This window comes from Micromonospora inyonensis (assembly GCF_900091415.1).
Lineage (GTDB): Bacteria > Actinomycetota > Actinomycetes > Mycobacteriales > Micromonosporaceae > Micromonospora > Micromonospora inyonensis.
In genome coordinates this window covers 260,771-284,468 of sequence record NZ_FMHU01000001.1, presented here as the reverse complement: position 1 = coordinate 284,468, position 23,698 = coordinate 260,771, and the positions used below count along the sequence as shown (strand labels likewise).

Here is a 23,698-nt window from a genome sequence, read left to right as displayed (position 1 = left end):
CTCGGGCCTGGAGGGTCGTATGAAGCGTTCCCGATTTCTTGTCCTCTCCCTGGTCGCCGCACGGTGGCGACCCTCGGCGCGGCCTGGGTGGCGATGCCCGCGTTCGCCGCCGGAGCCAGCGCGACCTTCGCGAAGACCGCCGACGGGGGCACCGGCTGGGAGGGGAAGTACACCATCACCAACGGTGGCGGCAGCACCGTCAACGGCTGGAGCCTCACCTTCGACCTGCCGACCGGCACCAGCGTCGGCACCTACTGGGACGCCCTGCTCACCTCATCCGGCCAGCGGTACACCTTCACCAACCGCTCCTGGAACGGCAGTATCGCCCCGGGCGCGTCGGTGTCCTTCGGCTTCGTCGCCACCGGTTCCGGCGCACCGGGCAACTGCACCCTCAACGGCGCGCCCTGCGGCGGCACCACCCCGACCACACCGCCGCCCACCACCACCACACCGCCGCCGACGACCCCGCCGCCCACCACCCCGCCCCCGACGACCCCGCCACCCACCTCCGGCCTGGCCAAGCACGTGCTCACCGGCTACTGGCACAACTTCGACAACCCGGCCGTCGAGCTGCCGCTGCGCGACGTGCCGAGCGAGTACGACGTGGTCGCGGTCGCCTTCGCCGAGGCGACGGCCACCCCCGGCGCGGTCACCTTCGCCGTTGATCCGGGCCTGTCGGCGGCCCTTGGCGGATACACCGACGCCGACTTCCGGGCGGACGTGCAGACCCTCCGCTCGCGGGGCAAGAAGGTGATCATCTCGGTCGGCGGCGAGACCGGCCGGGTGGCGGTCAACGACGCGGCCAGCGCCAGCGCCTTCGCCGACAGCGTGCACGCGCTCATCGGGCGGTACGGCTTCGACGGGGTCGACATCGACCTGGAGAACGGCCTGAACCCGACCTACATGGGGCAGGCGCTGCGCTCGCTGCGGGCGAAGGTCGGCGCGAACCTGATCATCACCATGGCCCCGCAGACCATCGACATGCAGTCCCCGGCGGGCAGCTACTTCAAGCTCGCCCTGGACATCCGGGACATCCTCACCGTCGTGCACACCCAGTACTACAACTCCGGGGCGATGCTCGGCTGCGACCAGAACGCCGCGTACCCGCAGGGCACGGTGAACTTCATCGTCGCGCTCGCCTGCATCCAGTTGGAGGCCGGGCTCCGCCCCGACCAGGTGGCGCTCGGGCTGCCCGCCGGTCCGGGCGCGGCCGGCGGCGGGAGCGTCCCGCCCAGTGTGGTCAACGCCGCGATGGACTGCCGGGCGAAGGGCACCAACTGCGGCAGCTTCCGGCCGCCGCGCACCTACCCGGGCCTGCGCGGCGCGATGACGTGGTCGATCAACTGGGACGTCAGCAACGGCAACGGCTTCGCCCGTACGGTGAAGCCGCACCTGGCGACGCTGCCCTGAGCCGACGTCGCGGGCGCGGTCAGCGGCCGGCGGTCACCGACTGCCGGTCGCGCCGCGCCCGGCGGCGACGCGCCTTCTTCACCGCCCAGCTGGCGATCAGGAAGGCGAAGACGGCGAGGATGCCGTAGTCGAACCAGGAGCTGTACTTGTCGATCTGCTGCCAGCGCGAACCGAGGGCGTACCCGAGCCCGACGAAGATCGCGTTCCAGATCCCGCTGCCCAGCGTGGTCAGCAGGCTGAACTCCATCAGCGGCATCCGGTTCGCGCCGGCCGGGATCGACACCAGGCTGCGCACCACCGGTGCCATCCGGCCGAACAGCACCGCCCAGCGGCCGTGCCGCTCGAACCAGCGGTCGGCGCGTTCCAGGTCGTCGCGGTCCACCAGGGGGAGCCGGTCCAGCCAGCGCTTGAGCCGGTCCTCGCCCAGCACCGCGCCGACCCAGTAGAGGACGAGCGCGCCGACCAGGGAACCGACGGTGGCGGCCAGCCAGACCACCACCACGTTGAACCGGCCCTCGCCGGCCAGGTAGCCGGCCAGCGCCAGGACGATCTCGCTGGGAATCGGCGGGATGATGCTCTCCAGGGCGACGAGCAGGGCCACCCCGGGTGCGCCCATCGCCTCGATGACGCCGGCCACCCAGCCGGTCAGCCCGCCGAGTTGAGCCGGGTCGACGTTGTCGGCGAGTGCCATGGGTATCCTTCCGCCGGGAGTCCATCGATCCGATGGTCCTACCCGGTAGGGCGCCGGCCACACCTGTTCGTGTCGCCCGCCACCGGCAGCCCCGGACCAGCAGCCGGCACCACGGGGCGGTGGGACCGTCCGCAGCGGCCGTCGGCTCAGTCGTGCAGGGCGGCGTCGGCCGGGCCGCGACGCCAGCCGGTGAAGCGTACGGTGAGCCCGCCCCGCGTCGGTGAACAGCAGAACGGGCCGGCGGTGGCCGCCGCCGTCGGAGCCAGCGGGGCCAGGCGGACCAGCCGCCACGGCTGCCCGGCCACCCGGGCGCGGACGGTCAGCGCGTCGCCGGCCCGACTCGCCCGCACCGTCACCTCCCGGCCGACCCACTCCGGCACCGGTGCGACCGACCAGTCCGAGACGCCCCGGGTGACCACCGCGCCGAGCTGAGGATGCCCGTCGGAGACCTCGACGCCGGCCTTGGTCCAGTGCTCCTCGTCCACCCGGACCAGCACGCCGGCCTGGTCGAACTGCTCGGTGTAGTCGAGCCGGAAGCTCACCTCGACCGCGCTGCCGGTGGGGAACGGCGCGAGCAGGGCCGGGGCGTCGTCGTGCACGAATCCGTAGCTGGTGTGCCGCCACAGGTCGCTGCCGGCGGCGGGTTCGACGAGGAGTCCACCGTCCGGGGCCGCCTCGACCCGTACCGGCGGGCGCAGCCAGCTTCCCTCGGCCCAGTCCACCGGCTGCGGCCCGTCCTCACGCTCCACGCCCGCCAGGCTACCCGCCCGGCCGAGGTGTGCTCGTGTTTGCCGTGGTGGTCGACGGGAGAAGGTACGACGGCATGGGTGACAGGTGGTACTCCGAGGCCGTCGTCTACTGCCTCGACATCGACACGTACGCGGACTCCGACGGCGACGGGGTCGGTGACATCCGGGGCCTCATCGGTCGGCTCGACTACCTGGCCCGGCTGGGGGTGACCTGCCTCTGGCTGCACCCGATCCACCCGTCGCCGAACAAGGACGACGGCTACGACGTCACCGACTTCTACAACGTCGATCCGCGCTTCGGCACCCTGGGCGACTTCGCCGAACTGCTGCACCAGGCGGCGAACCGGGGCATCCGGGTGATCATCGACCTGGTGGTGAACCACACCTCGGACGAGCACCCCTGGTTCCAGTCGGCCCGGTCGTCGCCGGACTCGCCGTACCGGGACTGGTACGTCTGGTCCGAGCAGGAGCCGGCGGACCGCTTCCAGGGCATGGTCTTCCCGGGCGAACAGCACGAGACCTGGTCCTACGACCGGACCGCGAAGGCCTGGTTCTACCACCGGTTCTACAAGTACCAACCGGATCTCAACATGGCCAACCCGGAGGTCCGGAACGAGGTCAAGAAGATCATGTCGTTCTGGCTCCAACTCGGTGTCTCCGGGTTCCGGATGGACGCCGTGCCGTTCATCATCGAGCTGACCGAACCGGGGAACGCCAACTCGCCGAAGGACTTCGAGTTCCTCACGGAGTTGCGCCAGCACGTGCAGTGGCGGCGGGGCGACGCGGTCCTGCTCGCCGAGGCCAACGTGGAGCCGGACGAGCTGCCGCAGTTCTTCGGGGACGGTGCAGGCTCGGCCAACCGGGTGCACATGCTCTTCGACTTCATGCTCAACGGGCGGCTGATGCTCGCCCTGGCCCGCCAGGACCCGGAACCGGTGATCGACGCGCTGCGGGACACCCCGGCCCTGCCGCACGGCGCGCAGTGGGCCACCTTCCTGCGCAACCACGACGAGATCGACCTCTCCCGGCTCACCGCCGAGCAGCGTGAGCAGGTGTACGCGCAGTTCGGCCCGGACAAGGAGATGCGCATCTACGACCGGGGCATCCGCCGCCGCTTCGCCCCGATGCTCGGCAACGACCGTCGCCGCATCGAGCTGGCGTACGCCCTCCAGTTCTCCCTGCGCGGCACGCCGGTGCTCCGCTACGGCGAGGAGATCGGGATGGGCGAGGACCTCTCCCTGCCCGGCCGGCAGGCGATCCGTACCCCGATGCAGTGGTCGTACCAGCCGAACGCCGGCTTCTCCACGGCGGACCCGGAGAAGCTGGTCCGCCCGGTGATCGACAAGGGGGAGTTCGGCTACGAGAAGGTCAACGTCACCGAGCAGCGCCGGGACCGCAACTCGCTGCTGGCCTGGTTCGAGCGCATGATCCGGACGCTGCGTGAGGCCCCCGAGACCGGCTCCGGTTCCACCACCCACATCGACGTGCCGATGCCGCCCGGCGTGCTCGCCCACCGGGCCGACGGCGTGACCGGCACCATGCTCTTCCTGCACAACCTGGGTACGCGGGACGCGACGGTGGACCTCAGCATGCTGGAACCCGAGGCCGACCTCCCGGTCGACGTGCTCACCGACCGGGACTACGGGGGGACCGGCAAGCTCGACGCGCTGCGGATCGCCGGCTACGGCTACCGCTGGATCCGGCTGCGTCGCGCCTGGTCCTCCTGACCCCGTACCGCCGCTGCGGATCCTGCTTCCCGCGCGGTCCGTGCGCCTGCTCTTCCCGTCGGTCCGCGCGCCTGCCTCTCCCGCGCGGTCCGCGCGCCTGCTCTTCCCGCGTTGCAGGGGCCCCTTGTTACCGCATTCTGTGTAGCAGGGGACCCCTGCTACCACCTCAGCCCGAGCGGCGTCGCCACCCTCCCGCGCGACCGCACCGCGCTTCCCGCGCAGGGGTCCGCGTGGTGTGGTCACGAGGGGTAGGGTGCGGAGGTCGCCTTGTTACTGGGAGGTAGGTATGGCCGAGGGGCAACGGGTCGCGATCGTCACGGGAGGCGCGCGGGGGATCGGCGCGGCCACCGCCCGCCGGTTGGCCGCCGACGGCCTGGCGGTCGCCGTGGTCGACATCGAGGAGTCCGCCACGAAGGAGACCGTCGAGGCGATCGGCGCGGCCGGCGGCCGGGCACTCGGCGTCGGCGCGGACGTGTCCGACCGGAGTCAGGTGGCGGCGGCGGTGGAGCGGGTCGCCGCCGAGTTGGGCGCGCCGACCGTCCTGGTCAACAACGCCGGGGTGCTCCGCGACAACCTGTTGTTCAAGATGACCGATGCCGACTGGGACACGGTCATGGGGGTGCACCTGCGCGGCGCGTTCCTGTTCAGCCAGGCCGCCCAGAAACACATGGTCGACCAGAAGTGGGGGCGCATCGTCAACCTCTCCAGCACCTCGGCGCTGGGCAACCGGGGGCAGGCGAACTACGCCGCCGCCAAGGCAGGTCTCCAGGGTTTCACCAAGACGTTGGCGATCGAACTGGGTCCGTTCGGGGTGACGGTCAACGCGGTCGCGCCCGGCTTCATCGTCACCGACATGACCGCGGCGACGGCCGCCCGGATGAAGGTGGACTTCGAGGACCTCCAGAAGCACGCCACCGCCGAGATCCCGGTCCGCCGGGTCGGTCGGCCGGAGGACGTGGCGCACACCATCTCGTTCCTGGTCAGTGAGGGGGCCGGCTTCGTCTCCGGTCAGGTCGTCTACGTCGCCGGTGGCCCCCGCGACTGATCCGTGTCCCGCTGACTCCCTGCCCGCAGCCGCCGCTCGGGCGGGGAGTCAGGCGTGGGTCAGGTCCGCTCGTGCCGGGTGCGGTGGAGCCAGAGCAGGCCGAGCACCGGCAGCACCAGCGGGACGTAGCCGTAGCCGCTGCCGAACCCGGACCAGACCGTGTCGTCCGGGAAGAGTGCCGGGTCGACCAGGCTGAGCGCGCCCACCCCGAGCACCCCGACCAGTTCGATCGTGCAGCAGGCCAGGGCGGTGCGGCGACCGGCGCGCCCGCCCCGGGCCAACCCGACGGTCGCCACGATGTAGATGACCGCGGCCAGCGCGGAGAGCAGGTACGCCAGCGGGGCCTCGTCGAACCTCGTGAGGATCTGGAGTCCGGCCCGCGAGGTCGCCGCGATGGCGAAGAGCAGGTAGACGGCGATCAGCAGCCGTCCCGGCCCCCGGCTGGTGGCACGTTCCGGCGTCCGGGCGGACGTCACCGCCGACGGGGCTGCCGGTCGGTCCGCCGCTGGTGGTTTCTCCGGTCGGTCAGCCACCGACGACCGCCCAGGTCTGCTGGAGCCGGACCACCACCACCGGGAGCACCAGGCAGACCACGCCGATGATCGCCGCGCCCCAGCGGGTGGGCTCCATCCTGGCCAGCACGCCCGCCAGCGGCGGCAGGAAGACCAGCGTCACGAGGTAGCCGGCGAACGCGCCCGGCTCGCCCGGCCGGTCGCCCCCGCCGAGCGCCACCAGGGCGACCACGGTCAGCGCCAGCAGCGCGATCTCCAGCACGGCCAGGCCGAGCAGGTGGGTGCGGTCCGGTGGCCGGTTGCGGGCCGCCGTCACCAGGCTCCACGCCGCGAGTACGAGCGACAGCACGATCGTGACGGTCGCGAGGACCCCGTCCACGGGTGAGCCGGCTGCGGCGGCACTGGTCATCGGGGCCACCCCGTCGCTACCTCGGTCACCGGGACAGCGTACTCAGGGTTCCGGTCGCCTTCGGGGCACCCTGCGGCTCGGCTGCGTCCGCCTGACGGGCGCACTAGCGTAGGGCGCGGGCCGGACCACCGGTCGGGACGCACGAGCGATGGGGGTGCGGGTTGCTGAGGTTCGGGCTGTTCGGCACCGGTCACTGGGCGGCGGAGACGCACGCGGCGGCACTGTCCGCGCATCCACGCGCCGAGCTGGCCGGGGTGTGGGGGCGTACCCCGGAGAAGGCCGCCGCGCTGGCGCGGCGGCACGGCGTGCCCACGTACGACGAGGTGGACGCGCTGATCGACGCGGTGGACGCGGTCGCCGTGGCCCTACCGCCGGACGTGCAGGCGGAGATCGCGGTCCGCGCCGCCACCGCCGGCCGGCACCTGCTGCTGGACAAGCCGTTGGCGCTGGACCTGGCCGACGCCGACCGGGTGGTCGCCGCCGCCGAGCAGTCCGGCGTCGCCTCGATCGTCTTCTTCACCCAACGTTTCCACCCGAACGTGGTGGGCTTCCTCGGCGCGACCGCCGCCGCAGGCGGCTGGCACCACGCGCGGGCCACCCTGTTCTCCTCGATCTTCGAGCCGGAGACGCCGTACGCGGACTCGGCCTGGCGGCGGGAGCACGGCGCACTCTGGGACATCGGCCCGCACGCGCTCTCCCAGATCCTGCCGGTGCTCGGCCGGGTGACCCGGGTGACCACCACGGACGGGCCGCGTGGGCTGGTGCACCTGCTGCTCACCCATGACGGCGGGGCCACCAGCGCGATGTCGTTGACCCTGGACGCACCGCCGGAGGCGGTGACCCGGGACGTGGTCTTCTTCGGTGAGAACGGCGTCGCGGTCCTGCCGCCCGGGGACGGCCGCCCGGTCGCCGCCTTCGGCATCGCCGTCGACCAACTGGTCGAGGAGATCGACGCGGGTACCCGGGACCACCACTGCGACGTCCGCTTCGGCCGCGAGGTGGTCGCCGTCCTCGCCGCCGCCGAACAGTCCCGTGCCACCTCGCGGACCATCGTCCTCTCCTGACGCCCGGGGCCACCCACCCGCGTCACGGCGACCCATCGGCCGGGCTGCTCGCCTATTCAGTAGTCCGGCAGGGTGAACGGACCCGTCCCCTGCACCCGGCGCGACCTTCGGACGGCTGCGCGGGGACGAAAAAGGGAAGGCGGAGGGGACAGGGCGGGGGCTACGGTGCGGGCATGATCACGCATGCCCTGATCGACGTGGCCGCGATGCCGGCCGCGTGGGGCCAGCTCCTGACGGCCCGCCCGCGAGTCCGGCGTCCGGCCCTGGCCGGCCGGTACGCCCGCCACGCCTGACCGCTCCACGTCCGAGTTGACGCGGTCCTGAACCGCACGGCCGCGTACGCGCAGGCCGCGCGGTGGCACCGCAGTGCGGTCGTCTCCCACCGTCACACCCTGCCGCCGTGCGGGGTGGGTTGGTAGCAGGGGACCCCTGCACGACAAAAAGCGGTAACAGGGGTCCCCTGCATGCACCTCAGCGGGTGGGGCTGGTGTCGCGTGTTCCGCCGTTGCCCAGGGTCGTCCGAGTCCCGATCCGCCCGGACAGGTCCCGCTCCGCGCTGCCTGTCCGCATCGCCGCCGTCCGGCGGCAGACAGGACGAACCCGTGGCGCCCCGCCGAACTCGTACCACCGCACGCGACCGCTCCCGTCGCGTACTGTCCCAGAACTCCCTCACCGACCCGGCCGCCGTCGCGCGGTTCGTCCGGGCAGCCCGCCCCGACCCGGACGACCTGCTGCTGGAGGTGGGTGCCGGTCGGGGTCAGCTGACCCGGCCGCTGGCCGCCCACTGCCGGCGACTCGTCGCGTACGAGGTCGACCCGACCGTCACCGCCGACCTGGCTGCGGTCTGCGCGGCGCTGCCCGGGGTCGACCACCGGCCGGTGGACTTCCTCACGGTGGCACCGCCGGAGGAGCCGTTCGCCGTGGTCGGCAACATCCCCTGGTCGCTGACGGCCGCCGTGGTGCGCTGGTGCCTCGCCGCGCCGGGGCTGCGCTCCGCGACCCTGCTCACCCAGCTCGAATACGCCCGTAAACGCAGCGGGAACTACGGCAGGTGGACCCGGCTGACCGTCTCGACCTGGCCCGAGTTCTCCTGGCGGCTGGCCGGTCGGGTGCCCCGGACGGCGTTCCGCCCGGTGCCCCGGGTCGACGCCGGGATCCTGCGCCTGGGACGACGGCCGGAGCCGCTGCTGCCGACGGTGGCGCTGCCGGCGTACCGGAGGATGGTGGAGCTGGGTTTCGGCGGGGTCGGCGGCTCGCTCGCGGCCTCGCTTCGGGCGGCGCACCCGAGGCCCCGGGTCGACGCGGCGCTGCGCGCGGTCCGGCTCGACCCGGCGACCCCGGTCGGCGCGGTCTGGCCGGAGCAGTGGCTGGTGCTGTTCCGGCTGCTGCACGCCCGACGGGCCTGACCGGCGCCTGCACGCCCGACGGGGCTGACCGGCACCGACGTTCCGGCGTTCCGGCGTTCCGGCGGTCAGGCGAGGGTGGCCAGTGCGTCGGTCAGCTCGTCGGCCGAGGCGAACTCCCCGACCGGCAACGCCCGGAGGGCCTGGAGCAGTTCGGTGCCCGCGCCGACCTCCTGGGCCCGACGGACCAGGTCCTCCCGGGAAACCGGGTAGTCCAGTCCGGTCAGGTACTCCCACCACTGCCCGTCGGTGACCGTCATGGACGCCGGCTACCCGCTGGCGGTCGGCGCACACCCCGGGTTTGCGCCGACCCGCCTCGGGTAGCCGCGGACATGCTGGTCCAGCGGCTCGGCGCACCGAGCGACTTCGACCCGTTGCTGGCGCGTGTCGCCGACGCCCGGATCGTCATGCTCGGCGAGGCGACGCACGGCACCTACGACTACTACCGGCTACGGGAGCAGCTCACCCGCCGCCTGATCGCGGAGTGCGGTTTCTCCTTCGTGGCGGTGGAGGGGGACTGGCCGGACTGCGACCGGGTGCACCGCTCGGTCACCGCCGCCCCGCGCGCTGCTGCCGACCCCCTGGTCGCACTGGAACGCTTCGAGCGCTGGCCGACCTGGATGTGGGCGAACGCCGAGGTGGCCCGCTTCTGCCGTTGGCTGCGCGCGTGGAACGTGGACCGGGGGCAGGCGGGCCGCGCCGGCTTCCACGGTCTGGACGTCTACAGCCTCTGGGAGTCGATGCAGGCCATCTTCGACTATCTGGGCGAGGAGGACCCGGCGTCGTTGGAGGCCGCGCAGGAGGCGTACCGCTGCTTCGAGCCGTACGGCAAACGACCCGAGGAGTACGGGCTGGCCAGCCGGTTCGTCTCGGCGCGCTGCGAGGAGGAGGTGGTGCGCCTGTTGGCGCGTACCCGGGAACAGGCCACCGCCGACGGCGCGGACCGCTTCTCGGCCTGGCAGAACGCCGAGGTGGTGGCGGGCGCGGAGCGGTACTACCGGGTCATGGTGGCCGGTGGGGAGGAGTCCTGGAACGTCCGCGACATCCACATGGCGGACACCCTGGACCGCCTGCTGGACCGGTACGGACCCGGCTCCCGCGGTGTGGTCTGGGCGCACAACACCCATGTCGGCGACGCCCGGGCCACCGACATGGCCCGCGCCGGCCTGGTCAACCTCGGGCAACTCGCCCGCGAACGGCACGGTGACGCGGCGGTGGTGCTGGTCGGGTTCGGCAGCTACCGGGGCGGCCTGGTGGCCGCGCCGCGCTGGGGATCGGCGGCCGAGACGATGACCGCCCCGCCGGCTCGCCCGGGCTCGCTGGAACACCGGCTGCACGAGCTGCTGCCGGAGCGGGCGGTGCTGGTCTTCGACGGTGCGGACCAGCCGGACTGGGTCACCGACACCGTCGACCACCGGGCGATCGGGGTGGTCTACGACCCGTCCCTGGAGTCGCGGTCCAACTACGTGCCCACCCGGCTGGGCGAGCGCTACGACGCCTTCGTCTGGTGCGACGAGACCAGCGCCCTGCACCCGCTGCCGGCCCTGACCACCCCGGGCGAACTGGAAACGTACCCGGCCGGCACCTGAGTCGTCCCGGGCCGGCGGCCGGTCGGGGTGGATGCAGGGGACCCCTGTTACCGCTTTTTGTACTGCAGGGGGCCCCTGCATCCACCTCACCCCGGCCCGGTGTCAGGGCGGGGTGAGGTGGCGGCTGGAAGGTCAGCGGGCGCCGGCCGTGACCTTCTCGTCGAGATGGGCGCGGAGCCCCTCGCCCTCGATGTCGACGTTCGGCAGGGTCCGCTGGAACCAGCGGGGCAACCACCACGCCGTGTCGCCGAGGAGCGACATCACCGCCGGGACGATGGTCATCCGCACCACGAAGGCGTCGATGGCGACACCGACGGCGAGTGCGAAGCCCATCGACTTGATCACCGGGTCGTCGAGGAAGACGAAGCCCCCGAAGACCGAGATCATGATCAGGGCGGCGGCGGTGACCACGCGGGCCCCGTGGCCCATTCCGTTGATGGTGGCCTGGGCGGCGGTGTCCCCGTGTACGAAGTCCTCCCGCATCCTGGAGACCAGGAAGACCTCGTAGTCCATGGCCAGCCCGAACAGGATGCCGATGAGCAGGATCGGCAGGAAGCTGATCAGCGGCCCGGGGGTGTCCAACCCGACCAGGTCGGCCAGCGTGCCCTGCTGGAAGACCGCCACGGTGATGCCGAAGGTCGCCGCGACGGTCAGCAGGAAGCCCAGGGCCGCCTTGACCGGCACCAGGATCGAGCGGAACACCAGCATCAGCAGCAGGACGGAGAGGCCGACGACGAGCAGCAGGTAGACCGGGAGCGCGTCGGCGAGCTTCTCCGACACGTCGATGCCGATCGCGGTGACGCCGGTCAGCAGCACGTCGACGCCGTCGATCCCGCCGACCGCGCCCCGGATGTCGTGGACCATCGTCTCGGTCGCCTGATCGGTCGGGCCGGTCTTCGGGATGACCGCGAGCAGCGCGGTCCGGCCGTCCGGGGCGAGTTGCGGCGGGGCCACCCCGAGCACACCCTCGGTGCCCTGGATCTCCTGGCTGACCCGGGGCAGCGCGGCGGCGGTCCGCTCGGCGGAGTCACCGGAGACCACCACCACCAGGCGGCCGGTGAAGCCCGGCCCGAAGCCCTCGGTGATCAGGTCGTTGGAGGTCCGGGCCGGCGAGCCGACCGGAGCGGTGCCGGCGTCCGGCAGGGCCAGCCGCATGTCGGTGGTGGGGAGGGCGAGCAGCCCCAGCCCGAGCAGGCCGACCAGGATGACCGGGATCCGCAGCCGGGTGACCCACCGGGCCCAGCGGAACCCGAAGCCGGAGCGGTCCTCGGCCGCGGCGGCTGCCTCAGCGCCCACCTCAGCCGACGTGCCCACGCTAGCCGACGTGCCCACGCCAGCGGACGTGCCCACGCCAGCGGACGTGCCCACGCCAGCGGACGTGCCCACGCCAGCCGACGTGCCCACGCCAGCCGACGTGGCCACCGTGGCCGGGACGGCGGCACGTAGCTTGCGGGGCAGCACCCGGTTGCCGGCGAAGCCGAGCAGCGCCGGTTGCAGGGTGATCGCCACCAGCACGGCGACGGTGACCGTGCCGGCGGCGGCAAGACCCATCACGGTCAGGAACGGAATGTTGACCACGGCGAGCCCGGCGAGCGCGATGACCACGGTCGCCCCGGCGAAGACGACGGCCGAGCCGGCGGTGCCGACCGCCCGGCCGACCGCCTCCTCCGGCGAGAGCCCGGAGAGCAGGTTCTGCCGGTACCGGGAGGTGATGAAGAGGGAGTAGTCGATGCCGACCGCCAGGCCGAGCATCAGTGCCAGGATGGGGGCGGTGCTGGTCAGGTCGATCACGGCGCTGAGCGCGTAGAGCCCGGCCATGCCCGCGCCGACGCCGATCAGCGCGTTGAGCATGGTCATCCCGGCCGCGACCAGCGAGCCGAAGGTCACCACCAGCACGATCAGGGCGACCAGCACACCGAGTGCCTCGGTCGAGCCGACCTCCGGCTCGGCGTTGAGCACCTCGCCGCCGGGGGCGATCTGGTAACCCTGGCTCGCGGCCCGTTCGCCGACCTTCTCGTACGCTTCGCGCTGCTCGTCGGTGATCTCGTCCGCGCCACCGGAGAACTGCACCTGGATCAGGGCGTACCGGGCGTTCGGCGAGACCGCGCCGGCCTGGAACGGGTCGACCGCGCCGACCGTGCCGGGCAGGCTGCTGGCTTCCTGCACCAGTTCCCGGACCACGGCCTGCCCCTGCGGGGTGCCGAGCTGTCCGTCGGCGGGTGCCTTGACCGCGATGGTGCCGGTGGCGCCGCTGGCCGCCGGGAACTCCTTCGCCAGCAGGTCGAGAGCATCCTGTGACTCGGTGCCCCGCATGGTGAAGTCGCTCGACGTGGGGCCGCGGAACAATGCTGCGGCTCCACCGAGCCCGATGAGTGCGACGAGCCAGAGGGTGACGACGAGTCGCCGTCGCCGTAGCGCGCCCCGGCCGAGCCGGTACAACAGGGTCGCCATGCTGGGTTTCCTTGTCCTCGGGGTCGTAAATCAAAAACAGATGCCGGTGGTGGGTCAGTCGAGGGGCCCGAGGGCCCGGCGGGCGACGGCCAGCAGCGCGGCACGCAGCTCGTCGTCGTCCAGGTCGGGGAACTGCGCGCAGGCGGCGGCGATCCCGGCGAGCACGATCAGCGCGCCCACCCGGGCCTCGGCTCCGGTGGATCCGCCGGCCAGGGCGTCGCGGATCCGGTCGGAGCAGCGCTGGATGTGCGCGAAGGCGGGGTGCTGGAGCAGGTCGGGAAACTCGCCGTGCAACAGGGCGACCTCCCGACGGAAGCGCAGCGACAGCCCGACGATGCCCTCGAGGGCGTCGCGTTGCGCGGCCTGCCCGGTCGCGCCGAGCAGCCGCTCGTCGAGGGCGAACAGCATGCTGAACGCCGGGGCCATCAGCTCGGTGAGGATGGTCTCCTTGTTAACGAAGTGGTAGAGCACCGTCGCCTTGGAGCACCCCACGTCCCGGGCGATGTCCTGCAACGACGTGCCCTTGTAACCGATCACCGCGAACCGCTTCGCGGCTGCGGCGAGAATCTCGTCCCGGGTCTCTGGTGCCGACCGTGCCAACCTGGCCACCTCCTTCACCAAGGATGCCTGACCGATCGGCCAGGATCTGACCGATCGGTCAGATCGGGACCGTGGTGTTCGCCACATCCCGCCCGGATCGGCCGAGACGGGGCGAAGCGTCACCGGGGCCGCGTCGGCGAGAGACGGCCCGGGCGGGACACCGCTGCCCACCCGGGCGTACGCCGGGTCGGCCGTTCCGGTTGCGCGCCGGGCGGCCGACCGGGAGGGTGGGCTGATGGCGGTTGCGGACGAGGTACGCGACGGTGTCCCCCTGACCAACCTGGACCAGCCGCTCCTCGCCGGCTCCGACCTCACCAAGCGGGACCTGGTCGACTATCTCGACGCCGTCCGGGACCGGCTCCTTCCGGAACTGCGGAACCGGCCGCTCTCGGTGGTCCGGGCACTCCGTGGCCAGGACCCCTTCATGCAGAAGAACCTGCCCCGGTACACCCCCGACTGGGTACGGCGGGTGGCGCTGTGGGCGGAGGCGTCCCACCGCGAGGTGTCGTACGCGCTCTGCGACGACCGGCGGACCCTGCTCTGGTTCGCCAACCAGCGTTCGGTGGAGTACCACCCGACCCTCGCCACCGCCGACGACCCGCAGCGGCCCACCCACCTCGTGCTCGACCTCGACCCGCCCGATCCGGACGCCTTCGGGCTGGCCGTGGCCGCCGCCGGGCTGGTCCGGCAGGCGCTCGCCGACGTGGGTCTCACCGGCGCGGTCAAGACCAGCGGGGCCAAGGGGGTGCACGTCTTCGTCCCGGTGGACCCGGGCACCGATCCGGCGGACACCGCCGCCGCCACCCGGGCCCTCGCCGCCCGCGCGGCCCGGATCGACCCGGCGCTGGCGACCACCGCGTTCATCCGCGAGGACCGGGGTGGACGCGTCTTCGTCGACTCCACCCGGTCCGGCGGGGCGACCGTGGTCGCCGCGTACAGTCCCCGGCTGCGACCCGGCGTGCCGGTCTCCTTCCCGGTCGACTGGGCCGACCTCGCCGACGTCACCCCGGCCGACTTCACCCTCCGGACCGTGCCGGCGCTGGTCGCCGCGCACGATCCGTGGTCGGCCGGGATGCCCGCGCCGCAGCGGCTACCGGCGGACCTGGTGGCCGAGGGGCACACCATCCCGGTGGCCCGGGTCCAGGCCATGCACGAGGGGAAACGGAGGGCCCGGGCCCGCCGGGCCGCCGGAGCGGAAGCCGGCGGGACCGGCTAGCCCCGGGCAGCGACCGGCGCCACCCGGTGGGAGCCGCCGCGAGCCGCCCGGGTGCGGGTGGCTCCGCTGATCAGCCGGACAGCGGCTGACCCGTCTCACGTGGGAAGAGCTGCGACGACGGCGTGGGAGGCCGTGAGACAGCCCGTGACACAGTTGGGTCCGATACTCGCCCCGCAGGCGGGGCGTGCTGGACGAGGTGGGGCCGACCGGGAGGCACCACCGTTGGCGGAAGGACCGAGCCGGTGACCCCAGACGACGCCGGACGGGCGGCTCGTGACGAGGCCGCCCGCGCCGAACACCGACGGCTCCGGGAGCGCGGGGAGGCGTGGCGTCTGGTCCGCGCCGTCGACGGGGAACTACGCCTGTACCGGCCGGAGGAGGTCGGCTTCGTCTCGGGCGGATCAGGCGTCACGGTGCGTACCGTGGGCGGGCTGCGGGTCCTCGCCGGCGTGTTCACCGCGTTCACCGTGGCCCTGGTGCTGGCGTTGTCCGTCTCGTGGGGGCAGGGCCGGCCCTTCTGGGGAGCCGTCCCGCTGGCGCTGATGTCCGCGGCGTTCACCTGGTACACCGTGGCCCTCATCCGCAAGGAGAAGCGGGCGGTCGAGCTGCGGCGCCAGCGCGGCGTTCCGGCCCCGGCCCGTCACCCGTACTGAGCCGGTCTGGCCCGGCGACCCTAGTTGCCGCCGCGGTTCAGCCAGGCGCGGACCGTGCCGGCCCGGTCGACGACCAGGTAGTCGGCCTTCCCGTCGCCGCTGATGTCGGCGAACTGGATGTACGGGCGGGGGTGGTTGGACTTGTGGGCCCAGCCGTAGCGGGCCTGGAAGCTGCCGTTGCCCCCGCCGCCACGGTTGAGGAAGGCGTGCACCGCACCGCCGTCGACGCCGACCTGGAGGTAGTCGGCCTTCCCGTCACCGTCGCCGTCGGCGAACCGGACCGCCTCCAGCGACGAGCCCCGGGTGCCGCCGGCCCAGTTGAGCCACAGCCGCCAGGCCGGCGGCCGGGGCTTGCCCGCCTGGCGTTCGGTGGCGGGGTCCCACATGTTCCGGTACGCGTGCACCGCGCCCTTCGCGCCGACCCGTAGCAGGTCGTCACGCCCGTCCCCGGTGACGTCGGCGAAGCGCAGGTTGTTCCGGTTGAAGGACGTGACGTCGAAGACGATCCCCCACGGGACGAACGCGAGCGCGTCACCCGGGCCGTCGACGTTGAGGTACGCCCGCACCACACTGGTGGAACCGACCACGAGGTAGTCGTCGCGCCCGTCCCCGTTGAGGTCGGCGAACCGCACCTCGTCGCCGCGGACCGTCAGCTGGGCCGCGGGGGCGTACCTGCCCACGTCCACCCAGTCGGGCTTCCCGGGCGCGCCGACCGTGTTCGCCGAGGCGCGGAAGCTGCCGTCCGGGTAGACCTGGAGGTAGTCGGCCCGCTTGTCGCCGTTCAGCTCGGCGATGATCGTACGGCCGGGGGTGCCGCCGTAGCCGGGGGCGATCACGCCCAGCGTGCGCCACCCCGCACCGAGTGCCGGGTCGTCGGAGCCTCCGGGTGAGCAGGCGGTGGGGGCGTTCTCCGGCAGCGGAGCCTGGATCCAGCCCCTGCGGTTCGCCTCGAGCAGACTCTCGTACCAGGCGGTGGCCATCTTGGCGTAGCCCTCGTCGTTCGGGTGGGCGTCGTTCTGCAGACCGTCGGCGACCGGCACCCTGCTCATGTCCACCACCAGTACGTGCTTGCCGGCGTCTTGCAGGTCCCGCACCACGGCGGGTAGCGCCGCGTTGTACGCGTCGATGCGCTGCTGCAACCCGGCCTTGCCGCTCGGGATGAGCTGGGCGACCAGCACCGTGGCCCGTGGGGAGTCGGCCAGCGTCTGGTCGACCAGGTTCCTGAGCCGGGTGGGGGCGGACGACAGCGCGGAGTTCTGGCTGATGTCGTTGGTGCCGGCATGCAGCGTGACGACGTTCGGCTGATACCGCGGCACGCTACAGTCGGCGATGCCCGCGATTTCGTCGATCCGGTCGCCGCGGTGGCCCTCGTGGTCGTTGTCCTTCATCGACCCGGTCTTCGCCGATCCGACGAAGTTGACGTTCCGCGCGCTGACCTTCAGGTAGTCGTACAACTCGTCGCGGTAGCCGTTCCCGTCGGAACTCTCCACGCCTTGGGTGATCGAGTCACCGAGCGGCATCAGGCGGATGTCCAGGTTGCTCAGCGCAGCGCCGCCCTCGGTGGGCACCACTGCGGTGAGCTGCTTCTTCGTGTCTTCGCAGTCCGGCCCCCCGTCGACGTCGGAGTGGCACGGAGCCGGCACGGCGTCCGCGTCCCGGAACGCCGCGACACCGACCGCGGTCAACGACAGCGCCGCGACGACCGAGATCAGCCACGCGATGTGCGCTTTCCGTCGAGGAGACATGGACGCCCCTTCCGTGGGGGGTTCGACAGGTGCCGAGATGGTAGAGCGCTGATGCGTATCAGGAGAAGCACCGATCTGCTCGCCGTGAACGCCGAACCGCGACCCGTGAACCTTCAGCCGCCTCCGGTGCGTGCAGAGAGCGTGACCCACGACGACGACACGGGTATGTGCTCACGAGGCGGGAGCTGACGTGATGTTCGCACGTTCTGACCGGACTGACCAGCGGCAGGTCTCGCGGCTCGGCGTCGCGCGGGTGGCGGTGGTCGCGGTCGTCGCCGCAGCCGCAGCCTTCGCGTTCTCGGCGGGCGACGCCGCCGAGATCCCGGACGCGACGCCGCTCGACGCGCCCCCCGCCCTGGTGCTGGCGAACGCGACCCCGGCGACCCACGAGGCGGTCAGGCCGGCACCGGCGCCAGCACCGGCGGCCGACCGGACCCGGCCGCCGACGGTGCGGATGCCGATGAGCAAGGTCGCGCCGGTGTTCTCGTTCAATGGTTTCCGCGACGACGCCGACCTGCGGCTCAACGGGTCGGCGACCGTCGCGGACGGGCGGCTGGTGCTGGCGTCCGGTCGGGACCGGGCGGGCAGCGCGTGGGCGACCACCAGGATCGACCCGTCGCGCTCCTTCAGCACCGGGTTCTCCTTCGAGATCAGCAAGATCAGCGACGGGATCGCGTTCGTGGTTCAGGGCCGATCCGGCACCGCGCGGGGGAGCAGCGGTGAGGGGCTCGGGTACGGTGCCCGGCCGGACACCGGCCGGCCGAGGATCCAGCCGAGCCTGGCGGTCGAGTTCGACACGTGGCCCAACCGGTTCGACCCCGTCGACCGCCAGCACGTCGCGGTGACCAGGAACGGTGACGTCACCCGGCACCTCGTGTGGAAGGAGCCGGGCTTCAGCCTGTACGGCAGGGGCGTCGTCAACGTGTGGATCGACTACGACGCCCGGCTGCACCGACTGCGGGTCTACGTGAGCAGGACGTCCGGCTTCCGTCCGGCCCGGCCGCTCCTGACGACCTCGGTCGACCTGCGCCGGATCGTCGGCACCGGGCAGGCCCACGTCGGGCTCACCGGCGGCACCGGCATCACGACGGTGGCTGACCCGGTGGAGGCGGTGACGGCCTGGAACCTGAAGCTGCGATAGCGGTGACCGTGGCCGGCTGCGGAGTCTGCGGGCCCGGCCGTCGCACCACGTGATGTCATGGTCGACCGTGACAACGCCGTGCCGATACGCCACTGTATTGGGGGATCACGAGATCACCGGTGTCGAGGTCGGGAGGCGAGCCATGGACGTTGCGGTGGCTGACGACGGCGCGCTGTTCCGGGAGGGCCTGCAACTGCTGCTGTCCGCGGCCGGGCACACGGTGGTCGGCTGCGTGGAGGACGGCGACCGGCTGCTGGAGTTGATGGCCCGTACCCCGGTCGACGTGGCCATCATGGACATCCGGATGCCACCGGGCGCGGACGGCGGACTGGACACCGCCCAGCGCGTACGGGCGGGATTCCCCGACGTCGGGTTGCTGCTGCTGTCCCAGCACGCCGAGGCGCACTACCTGTTCCGGCTGCTGGAGATCGGCACCGAGCGGATCGGGTACCGACTCAAGGACCAGGTGGCCGGGGTGGCAGTACTCGCCGACACGCTGGTGCGCATCGCCGCCGGTGAGATCGTGATCGAGCCGGTCCTGGCCGCCAACCTGGTGGACCGGCCGAGCCCTCCGGTGCGGAGCCTGCTGGCCGATCTCACCGAGCAGGAGCGTGCCGTGCTGCGACTCATGGCGGAAGGACGGTCGAACTCCGGGATCGCGGCCGAGCTGTTCCTCTCCGTCAAGACGGTCGAGAAACGGATCGCCAGCATCTTCACCAAGCTGAACCTGCCGGCCGAGTCGGCAGTGCACCACCGCCGGGTCCTGGCGGTGCTCGCGTACATGCGCTCGAACCAGACGGCGGACTAGAGCCGTGCTTCGGGCCACCGGCGTCGAGCGGGCGCATCCATCCCGTCCAGGCGGGTCGTTCTCCGCCCTGGTCCAGCTGGCGTCCTCGGGTGCGCTGCCCGCGCCGGCCGGGCCGCAGGACCCGCTGGGCGGGTACCGGCCGGTTCTGCGTGCGCTGCTGCGGGAACTCGCCCAGGCGCACACGGTGCGCTACGCGGCCCTGTGGCTGCCGGCGGAGACGGCATCCGGCACCAGCGGCCCACCCTGGGCACCCGCCGTCGCCTGGCAGTCCCGGCGCTGGGGGCGGGGCACGCTGCCGAATCCGGTAGCCGACCCGGACCTGCTGCTGGACGCGTCCGGGGTGGTCGCGACGGCGGACGTGACCGACGGCGGGGGCCGGTACGGGGTGCTGGTGCTGGCACACCCGGAGGACCCCCGGTATTCGCTGGCCGGGACGGCGTCGCTGGGCCAGACGGCGGTCTGCGTCGGCCTGCTGCTGCGCCAGGCCCGCCACCGCGCGGCGTGCGTCGCCGTGCGGGCCCGGGTCGACCAGGCGGTACAGCGGGTCGACGCGACCCGGCTGGAGCTGCTCACGGTGCAGGCGGTGGAGCGCGACCGGCTCGCCACCGCGGTCACCGCGACACCCGGCCGGCAGCTGCAGGCGATCCTGGACCGCACCACGGACCTGAAGCGGGCGCTGCGCGCCGGCTCCCCGGAGGCCACGGCGATCGTCGGTGACATCCGGGCGGGGCTGGGCGAGATGATCGAGCAGTTCCGGGCCGTCGTCCGCGGGGTGTACCCGCAGGTGCTGCGCAGTACCGGCGTGCGCGCGGCGCTGGAGGAGGTCACCGCGACGCTGCCCGTGCCGGTCGTGTTCAGCGGCGAACTGGGCCGGCGTCAGGGCTGGGAGGTCGAGTCCGGGCTCTTCCAGGCGGGCGCGTCCGCGGCGGCGGCGCTGGGCGCCAGCGGCGGCGAGCAGCCGGTGACCCTGGAACTGGGCCGGTCCGGCGGCGTGCTGACGATCCGCGTGCAGCGGGCTGGCACCGAGCCGGCCGAGGTCGCCCTGGCGCTGCGGGACGACTCCCGGCGGCTGGCCGCGCTGGGCGGCCGGCTGCGGGTGGAGCGGGCCGGCCGGGACGAGCCGACCGTGGTGGACATCCTGCTGCCGGAGCGGCTCGGCGGCGACTGGCCGGAGCCCGGGCGTACCGCCGAGTCGCAGTCGACCGAGCCGCAGCCGGGCGAACCGCAGCCGACCGAGTCGCAGTCGACCGAGCCGCAGCCGACCGAGTCGCAGCCGGGCGAGGCCGACGCCGCCGCATCCGAGCTGTTGGCCGGTGTTTCCGTGCGTCGCCTGCTGACCCTGCTCGTGACCAGCCGGGAGGCGTCGGTGGACAGCCCGCCGTTACGGGTCGCGGTCGACCGGCAGGACGGTAGGGCCAGAGTGGCGGTGGTCGGGGCCCCGGCGTCCGAGCTGCTGTCGGCGCTGTGCGGGCCGGCCGGTACCGGCCGGTGGGAGCCACCGGCCGGAGTGGTCGCGCCGACCGGATACCAGTACCAGTCGCACCCGCGGATCACGCTGGACCCGGCTCGCGGGGCACCACCGTGGCGGCCCGTCCGGCTGTCCGACTCGTCCGGTGCCGCGTGGCCGGACGCGGCGGCCGGGGCGGAGCGGATCCTGGTGGAGGGGCCGGTGGACGCGCTGCGCGGGCTGCGGCTGCTGCACCACCGCGACGACGTCGACGCCGACCTCGCGGCCCGGCTGCGCTGCTGGACGGGAACCGCCGACGGGCCCCCCGACGCGGTCGTGCTGGTGCTGTCCGGGCCGCCCAGCGCGGCGGAGTCGGAGTTCCTGACCGCCCTGCGGTCGCCGTACGGGGAAGGGTTCCCCCCGGTGGTGATCTGCGCGCTGCGCGCGGGCACCTCCGCGACGGCCGGCTCACCGCCGGAACCGGGGTCGTTGTGCGACGAGGTCGTGGACTGGCGTGCGGCCCCGGACGGCGGTACCGAGATCGAGGCGGCGCTGCGCACCCGGGTACACGCCCGGACCGGGGTGCTGGCCGCCCGGTGGGCACTGCGCGCACTGGTGGCCTGCCTGACCACGGGGCAGTTGGACGACCAGTTCGCCCGGGCGGTGGAGGCGGCCGTCGCGGGCGCGCACGAGATACCCGAGCTGGACCTGTTGCAGGCGTTGCAGGGCGGGCGGATCCGGCTGCCGCGCGGGCACGACGAGGCGGTGCGTCTGCTCGGCGCTCATGGTCCGGACGCGCGGTCCCGGCTCGGCCTGGCCAATGACGTGGACCCGGGGGAGGTGACCCGGGCCGCGAACCGGGCACTGGCGTTCTGGCGGGCCCAGGCCCTCCGGCCGGACACGGGACTGGCCGGACGTAGTGCGTGCGCGCTGCTGGTACGGACGTGCGAGCGGCTGCTCACCGACGGCGTCGAGTGACGGCGTCCGGCACGGGCGGGCGGTGCCGGTGGTCCGGCTCAGATCGCCACGAGCCCGCTGATCCGGGTGCCGGTGGTCGGGCTCGACCGCACCGTCAGCGTGCCGTCGACCGAGGCGAGGCGGGCGGCGAGCTGGCGCAGCGGCATCCGGCCCTCGGTGTCGAAACCCGGCCCGGTGTCGTCCACCTCGAAGCTGAGGCCCCGGCGGGAGGTACGTAGCGTCAACGTCACCGCGGCGCCCGGGGCGTGCTTGTGCGCGTTGCTGACCGCCTCCAGGCAGGCCAGGTAGACGGCGGCCTCCACCTCGGGCAGGTACCGGTAACCGATCAGTTCCGGGTCGATGTCCAGGGTGACGGTGTCGAGCGCCTCCAGCCGGGTCGTCAACGCGGCCACCAGACCGTGGTCGGTCAACGGTGCCAGCAGGCCGGTGGCGGTGGTGTGCAGCACCTCCTCGGTGCTGGCCAGCAGCTCACGCAGCCGGTCGAGGTGCTGGCCCGCCTCGGCGGCGTTGCCGGCGTCGAGCTGGTGCTCCACCATTGCCAGCGACATCTGCAACGCGACCATGTGGTGCTGGGCGCCGTCGTGCAGGTCGCGCTCCAGCTGGTACCGCTGGTGTTCCATCTCGCCCGCGGCCCGCAGCCGGGTGTCGGCCAGCAGCAGGGTGCTCTCACCGATCAGCCGTTCGGCGCCAGCGGTGATCAACTGGGCCTGGATGTCGCTGACCAGCAGGCGGGTCACCGCGTGCAGCTCGGGCCACCGGCGCAGCCGATCGGCCGCTGCCGGCGGTTCGACCACGAGGTCGGCCAGGACCTGCTCGCCGTCGCACAGCCGCATCGGCGTCGCACCGGTCCCGGTTGCCGCCGCCTCGGCGTCGGCGGCCGGCCAGTGATACTCCTCGACGGTGTGTTCGGCCGCCGCGTCGGTGTCGTGGTCCGTCGGCAGGGGCAGCCACAGGGCGACGGTGACCGTGGTGGCCCCCAGGCATCCGCCCAGCGCCCGGGCCAGGGCTTCGGCCTGCACTCCCGGCAGGGGACGACCCGGCAGGCCGTGCACCGCGTCGATCACCCGGACCACGTCTTCCGGTGTGCCCGGGGACGGCCCGTCGGTGTGCTGCGTCGAGTGGCGCATGTCCCCTACTGTAGGCGGCTCCGGTCGGGCCGGTGTGCCCGGCTGGTGGGCCGCGACGGCCTTACGCCACCGACGTGCCCAGCGGCTCATGCGGCGCAGAGCACGTGACCCGTCGTCGCCTTGCGGGCCGCCCGCAGCGCGTAGTGCAACCGGCTCTTGACCGTGCCGACCGGCACCCCGAGCGACGCGCTGATCTCGGCCGCGGTCCGGCCGTTCAGGTACGTCTCCACCAGCGCGGCCCGGTGCTCCGGCCACAGCCCACGCAGCACCTGCTCGACCAGCAGGGAGTCCACCACGCCGGCCATCGGGTCCGCCGTCGACACCTCGGCGGCGTTCTCGATGTCCACCTCGGTCGGCCGGGCCTTCTTCATGCGGTACCCGTCCATCACCAGGTTGTGCACCACCCGGCGCAGCCAGCCCAGCACCGACCCGCGGTCGGCGGTGAGCTGGTCCAGGTGCCGCCACGCCCGCAGGAACGCCTCCTGCACCACGTCCTCGGCGCGTCCGGTGTCGCCGTCGGTCAGTCGCTGCGCGTAGCGCAGCAGCGGCTGCTGGTAGGTGTCCATCAGTTCGCGGAGGCGGGAATCGCTCTCCAGCGCGCTGCCCTGTCGCCTGCTCTGTGTCTGTTCACCCATGCCCTAGAGACTGCCGCCCCGGGCCGGTCGCCCGACATGGTGCGGCCCCTGCTCCTGGGGGTGCCACCCCGCGAGTTGGAGAGGGTTATCCCTACGCCCCGCCCTGGACCAGCGGCTACGTCACGCCGGGCGACGGCTCGCGGAACGACCGGTGAACCCGACGGTGCCGTGGTGCCGTGACCCACGTGGGCGCCCTCGCACCGGCGGTGGCACGGGCAGGCGGCGTGGTCGTCCGGCACCGTCTCGACGACCGGTACGACGGCCGGGCGGTGGCGACCCCGAGCGACGGCGCCGTGGC

The 23,698-nt window shown here is 73.0% G+C and carries 20 protein-coding genes and 1 pseudogene; 11 read left to right on the top strand and 10 right to left on the bottom strand.

The features are described from left to right. The first annotated feature begins 19 nt into the window (after positions 1 to 19). Positions 20 to 1,410 (top strand): annotated as a pseudogene (locus tag GA0074694_RS01025) (chitinase). A gap of 19 nt (positions 1,411 to 1,429) precedes the next feature. Here the strand turns inward: GA0074694_RS01025 and GA0074694_RS01020 are convergent. Together GA0074694_RS01020 and GA0074694_RS01015 are read right to left on the bottom strand one after the other, a co-directional pair. After that, positions 1,430 to 2,101 (bottom strand): DedA family protein, encoded by a 672-nt coding sequence (locus GA0074694_RS01020; RefSeq protein WP_091451033.1) that lies wholly within the window; start codon positions 2,099 to 2,101, stop codon positions 1,430 to 1,432. A 146-nt stretch (positions 2,102 to 2,247) separates the two neighbouring features. After that, a complete protein-coding gene (locus tag GA0074694_RS01015) occupies positions 2,248 to 2,850 on the bottom strand; it encodes a DUF1349 domain-containing protein (RefSeq protein ID WP_176737740.1) in 603 nt (200 codons plus the stop codon). A gap of 74 nt (positions 2,851 to 2,924) precedes the next feature. Here GA0074694_RS01015 and GA0074694_RS01010 point away from each other — a divergent pair, with 74 nt between their 5' ends. Both GA0074694_RS01010 and fabG read left to right on the top strand, forming a co-directional pair. Next, positions 2,925 to 4,577, top strand: a complete 1,653-nt coding sequence (locus GA0074694_RS01010) for an alpha-amylase family protein (RefSeq protein ID WP_091451029.1) — start codon at positions 2,925 to 2,927, stop codon at positions 4,575 to 4,577. Between the two features lie 286 nt (positions 4,578 to 4,863). Next, on the top strand, positions 4,864 to 5,622 hold the full coding sequence (fabG, locus tag GA0074694_RS01005) for a 3-oxoacyl-ACP reductase FabG (RefSeq protein ID WP_091451025.1): 759 nt from the start codon (positions 4,864 to 4,866) through the stop codon (positions 5,620 to 5,622). Between the two features lie 59 nt (positions 5,623 to 5,681). Here the strand turns inward: fabG and GA0074694_RS01000 are convergent, their stop codons facing one another. Both GA0074694_RS01000 and GA0074694_RS00995 read right to left on the bottom strand, forming a co-directional pair. Then, positions 5,682 to 6,098, bottom strand: a complete 417-nt coding sequence (locus GA0074694_RS01000) for a hypothetical protein (protein WP_091451021.1) — start codon at positions 6,096 to 6,098, stop codon at positions 5,682 to 5,684. A 49-nt stretch (positions 6,099 to 6,147) separates the two neighbouring features. Beyond that, positions 6,148 to 6,543 (bottom strand): hypothetical protein, encoded by a 396-nt coding sequence (locus GA0074694_RS00995; RefSeq protein ID WP_091458449.1) that lies wholly within the window; start codon positions 6,541 to 6,543, stop codon positions 6,148 to 6,150. A 161-nt stretch (positions 6,544 to 6,704) separates the two neighbouring features. Here GA0074694_RS00995 and GA0074694_RS00990 point away from each other — a divergent pair, with 161 nt between their 5' ends. Together GA0074694_RS00990 and erm are read left to right on the top strand one after the other, a co-directional pair. After that, the gene (locus GA0074694_RS00990; protein ID WP_176737739.1) at positions 6,705 to 7,607 is read left to right on the top strand and encodes a Gfo/Idh/MocA family protein; all 903 of its coding nucleotides are present in this window, start codon (positions 6,705 to 6,707) and stop codon (positions 7,605 to 7,607) included. Between the two features lie 602 nt (positions 7,608 to 8,209). Continuing rightward, entirely contained in the window at positions 8,210 to 9,013 is an 804-nt protein-coding gene (erm, locus tag GA0074694_RS00985) for an ErmE/ErmH/ErmO/ErmR family 23S rRNA (adenine(2058)-N(6))-methyltransferase (protein WP_091451017.1), read from the top strand. Positions 9,014 to 9,078: 65 nt separating this feature from the next. Here erm and GA0074694_RS00980 read toward each other — a convergent pair whose 3' ends face one another. Beyond that, a complete protein-coding gene (locus GA0074694_RS00980) occupies positions 9,079 to 9,270 on the bottom strand; it encodes a DUF2795 domain-containing protein (RefSeq protein WP_091451014.1) in 192 nt (63 codons plus the stop codon). Between the two features lie 72 nt (positions 9,271 to 9,342). On the opposite strand from GA0074694_RS00980, the gene GA0074694_RS00975 reads away from it, so the two are divergent. Next, the gene (locus GA0074694_RS00975; RefSeq protein ID WP_091451011.1) at positions 9,343 to 10,599 is read left to right on the top strand and encodes an erythromycin esterase family protein; all 1,257 of its coding nucleotides are present in this window, start codon (positions 9,343 to 9,345) and stop codon (positions 10,597 to 10,599) included. A 132-nt stretch (positions 10,600 to 10,731) separates the two neighbouring features. Here GA0074694_RS00975 and GA0074694_RS00970 read toward each other — a convergent pair whose 3' ends face one another. Continuing rightward, complete coding sequence (locus GA0074694_RS00970; protein ID WP_091451008.1) at positions 10,732 to 13,050, bottom strand: MMPL family transporter; 2,319 nt, start codon at positions 13,048 to 13,050, stop codon at positions 10,732 to 10,734. Positions 13,051 to 13,104: 54 nt separating this feature from the next. Continuing rightward, entirely contained in the window at positions 13,105 to 13,650 is a 546-nt protein-coding gene (locus GA0074694_RS00965; protein WP_176737912.1) for a TetR/AcrR family transcriptional regulator, read from the bottom strand. Between the two features lie 235 nt (positions 13,651 to 13,885). On the opposite strand from GA0074694_RS00965, the gene GA0074694_RS00960 reads away from it, so the two are divergent. Both GA0074694_RS00960 and GA0074694_RS00955 read left to right on the top strand, forming a co-directional pair. Then, positions 13,886 to 14,866, top strand: a complete 981-nt coding sequence (locus GA0074694_RS00960; protein WP_091451001.1) for a DNA polymerase domain-containing protein — start codon at positions 13,886 to 13,888, stop codon at positions 14,864 to 14,866. 242 nt (positions 14,867 to 15,108) lie between these two features. Then, complete coding sequence (locus GA0074694_RS00955; RefSeq protein WP_091450999.1) at positions 15,109 to 15,519, top strand: hypothetical protein; 411 nt, start codon at positions 15,109 to 15,111, stop codon at positions 15,517 to 15,519. Positions 15,520 to 15,539: 20 nt separating this feature from the next. On the opposite strand, the gene GA0074694_RS00950 is transcribed toward GA0074694_RS00955, so the two are convergent. Then, a complete protein-coding gene (locus GA0074694_RS00950) occupies positions 15,540 to 17,264 on the bottom strand; it encodes a GDSL-type esterase/lipase family protein (RefSeq protein WP_091450996.1) in 1,725 nt (574 codons plus the stop codon). Between the two features lie 193 nt (positions 17,265 to 17,457). On the opposite strand from GA0074694_RS00950, the gene GA0074694_RS00945 reads away from it, so the two are divergent. From GA0074694_RS00945 to GA0074694_RS00935, 3 genes are all read left to right on the top strand, one after another. Beyond that, positions 17,458 to 18,405 carry an L-type lectin family protein gene (locus GA0074694_RS00945; RefSeq protein ID WP_091450993.1) on the top strand — a complete coding sequence of 316 codons (948 nt, stop codon included), beginning with the start codon at positions 17,458 to 17,460 and terminating at the stop codon, positions 18,403 to 18,405. A gap of 142 nt (positions 18,406 to 18,547) precedes the next feature. Continuing rightward, the gene (locus GA0074694_RS00940; protein ID WP_091450990.1) at positions 18,548 to 19,213 is read left to right on the top strand and encodes a response regulator transcription factor; all 666 of its coding nucleotides are present in this window, start codon (positions 18,548 to 18,550) and stop codon (positions 19,211 to 19,213) included. Between the two features lie 4 nt (positions 19,214 to 19,217). Beyond that, positions 19,218 to 21,638, top strand: a complete 2,421-nt coding sequence (locus GA0074694_RS00935) for a sensor histidine kinase (RefSeq protein ID WP_091450987.1) — start codon at positions 19,218 to 19,220, stop codon at positions 21,636 to 21,638. A gap of 38 nt (positions 21,639 to 21,676) precedes the next feature. Here GA0074694_RS00935 and GA0074694_RS00930 read toward each other — a convergent pair whose 3' ends face one another. Together GA0074694_RS00930 and GA0074694_RS00925 are read right to left on the bottom strand one after the other, a co-directional pair. Then, a complete protein-coding gene (locus tag GA0074694_RS00930) occupies positions 21,677 to 22,765 on the bottom strand; it encodes a sensor histidine kinase (RefSeq protein ID WP_091450984.1) in 1,089 nt (362 codons plus the stop codon). An 86-nt stretch (positions 22,766 to 22,851) separates the two neighbouring features. Continuing rightward, entirely contained in the window at positions 22,852 to 23,400 is a 549-nt protein-coding gene (locus GA0074694_RS00925; protein WP_245714496.1) for a sigma-70 family RNA polymerase sigma factor, read from the bottom strand. Between the last annotated feature and the right edge of the window lie 298 nt (positions 23,401 to 23,698).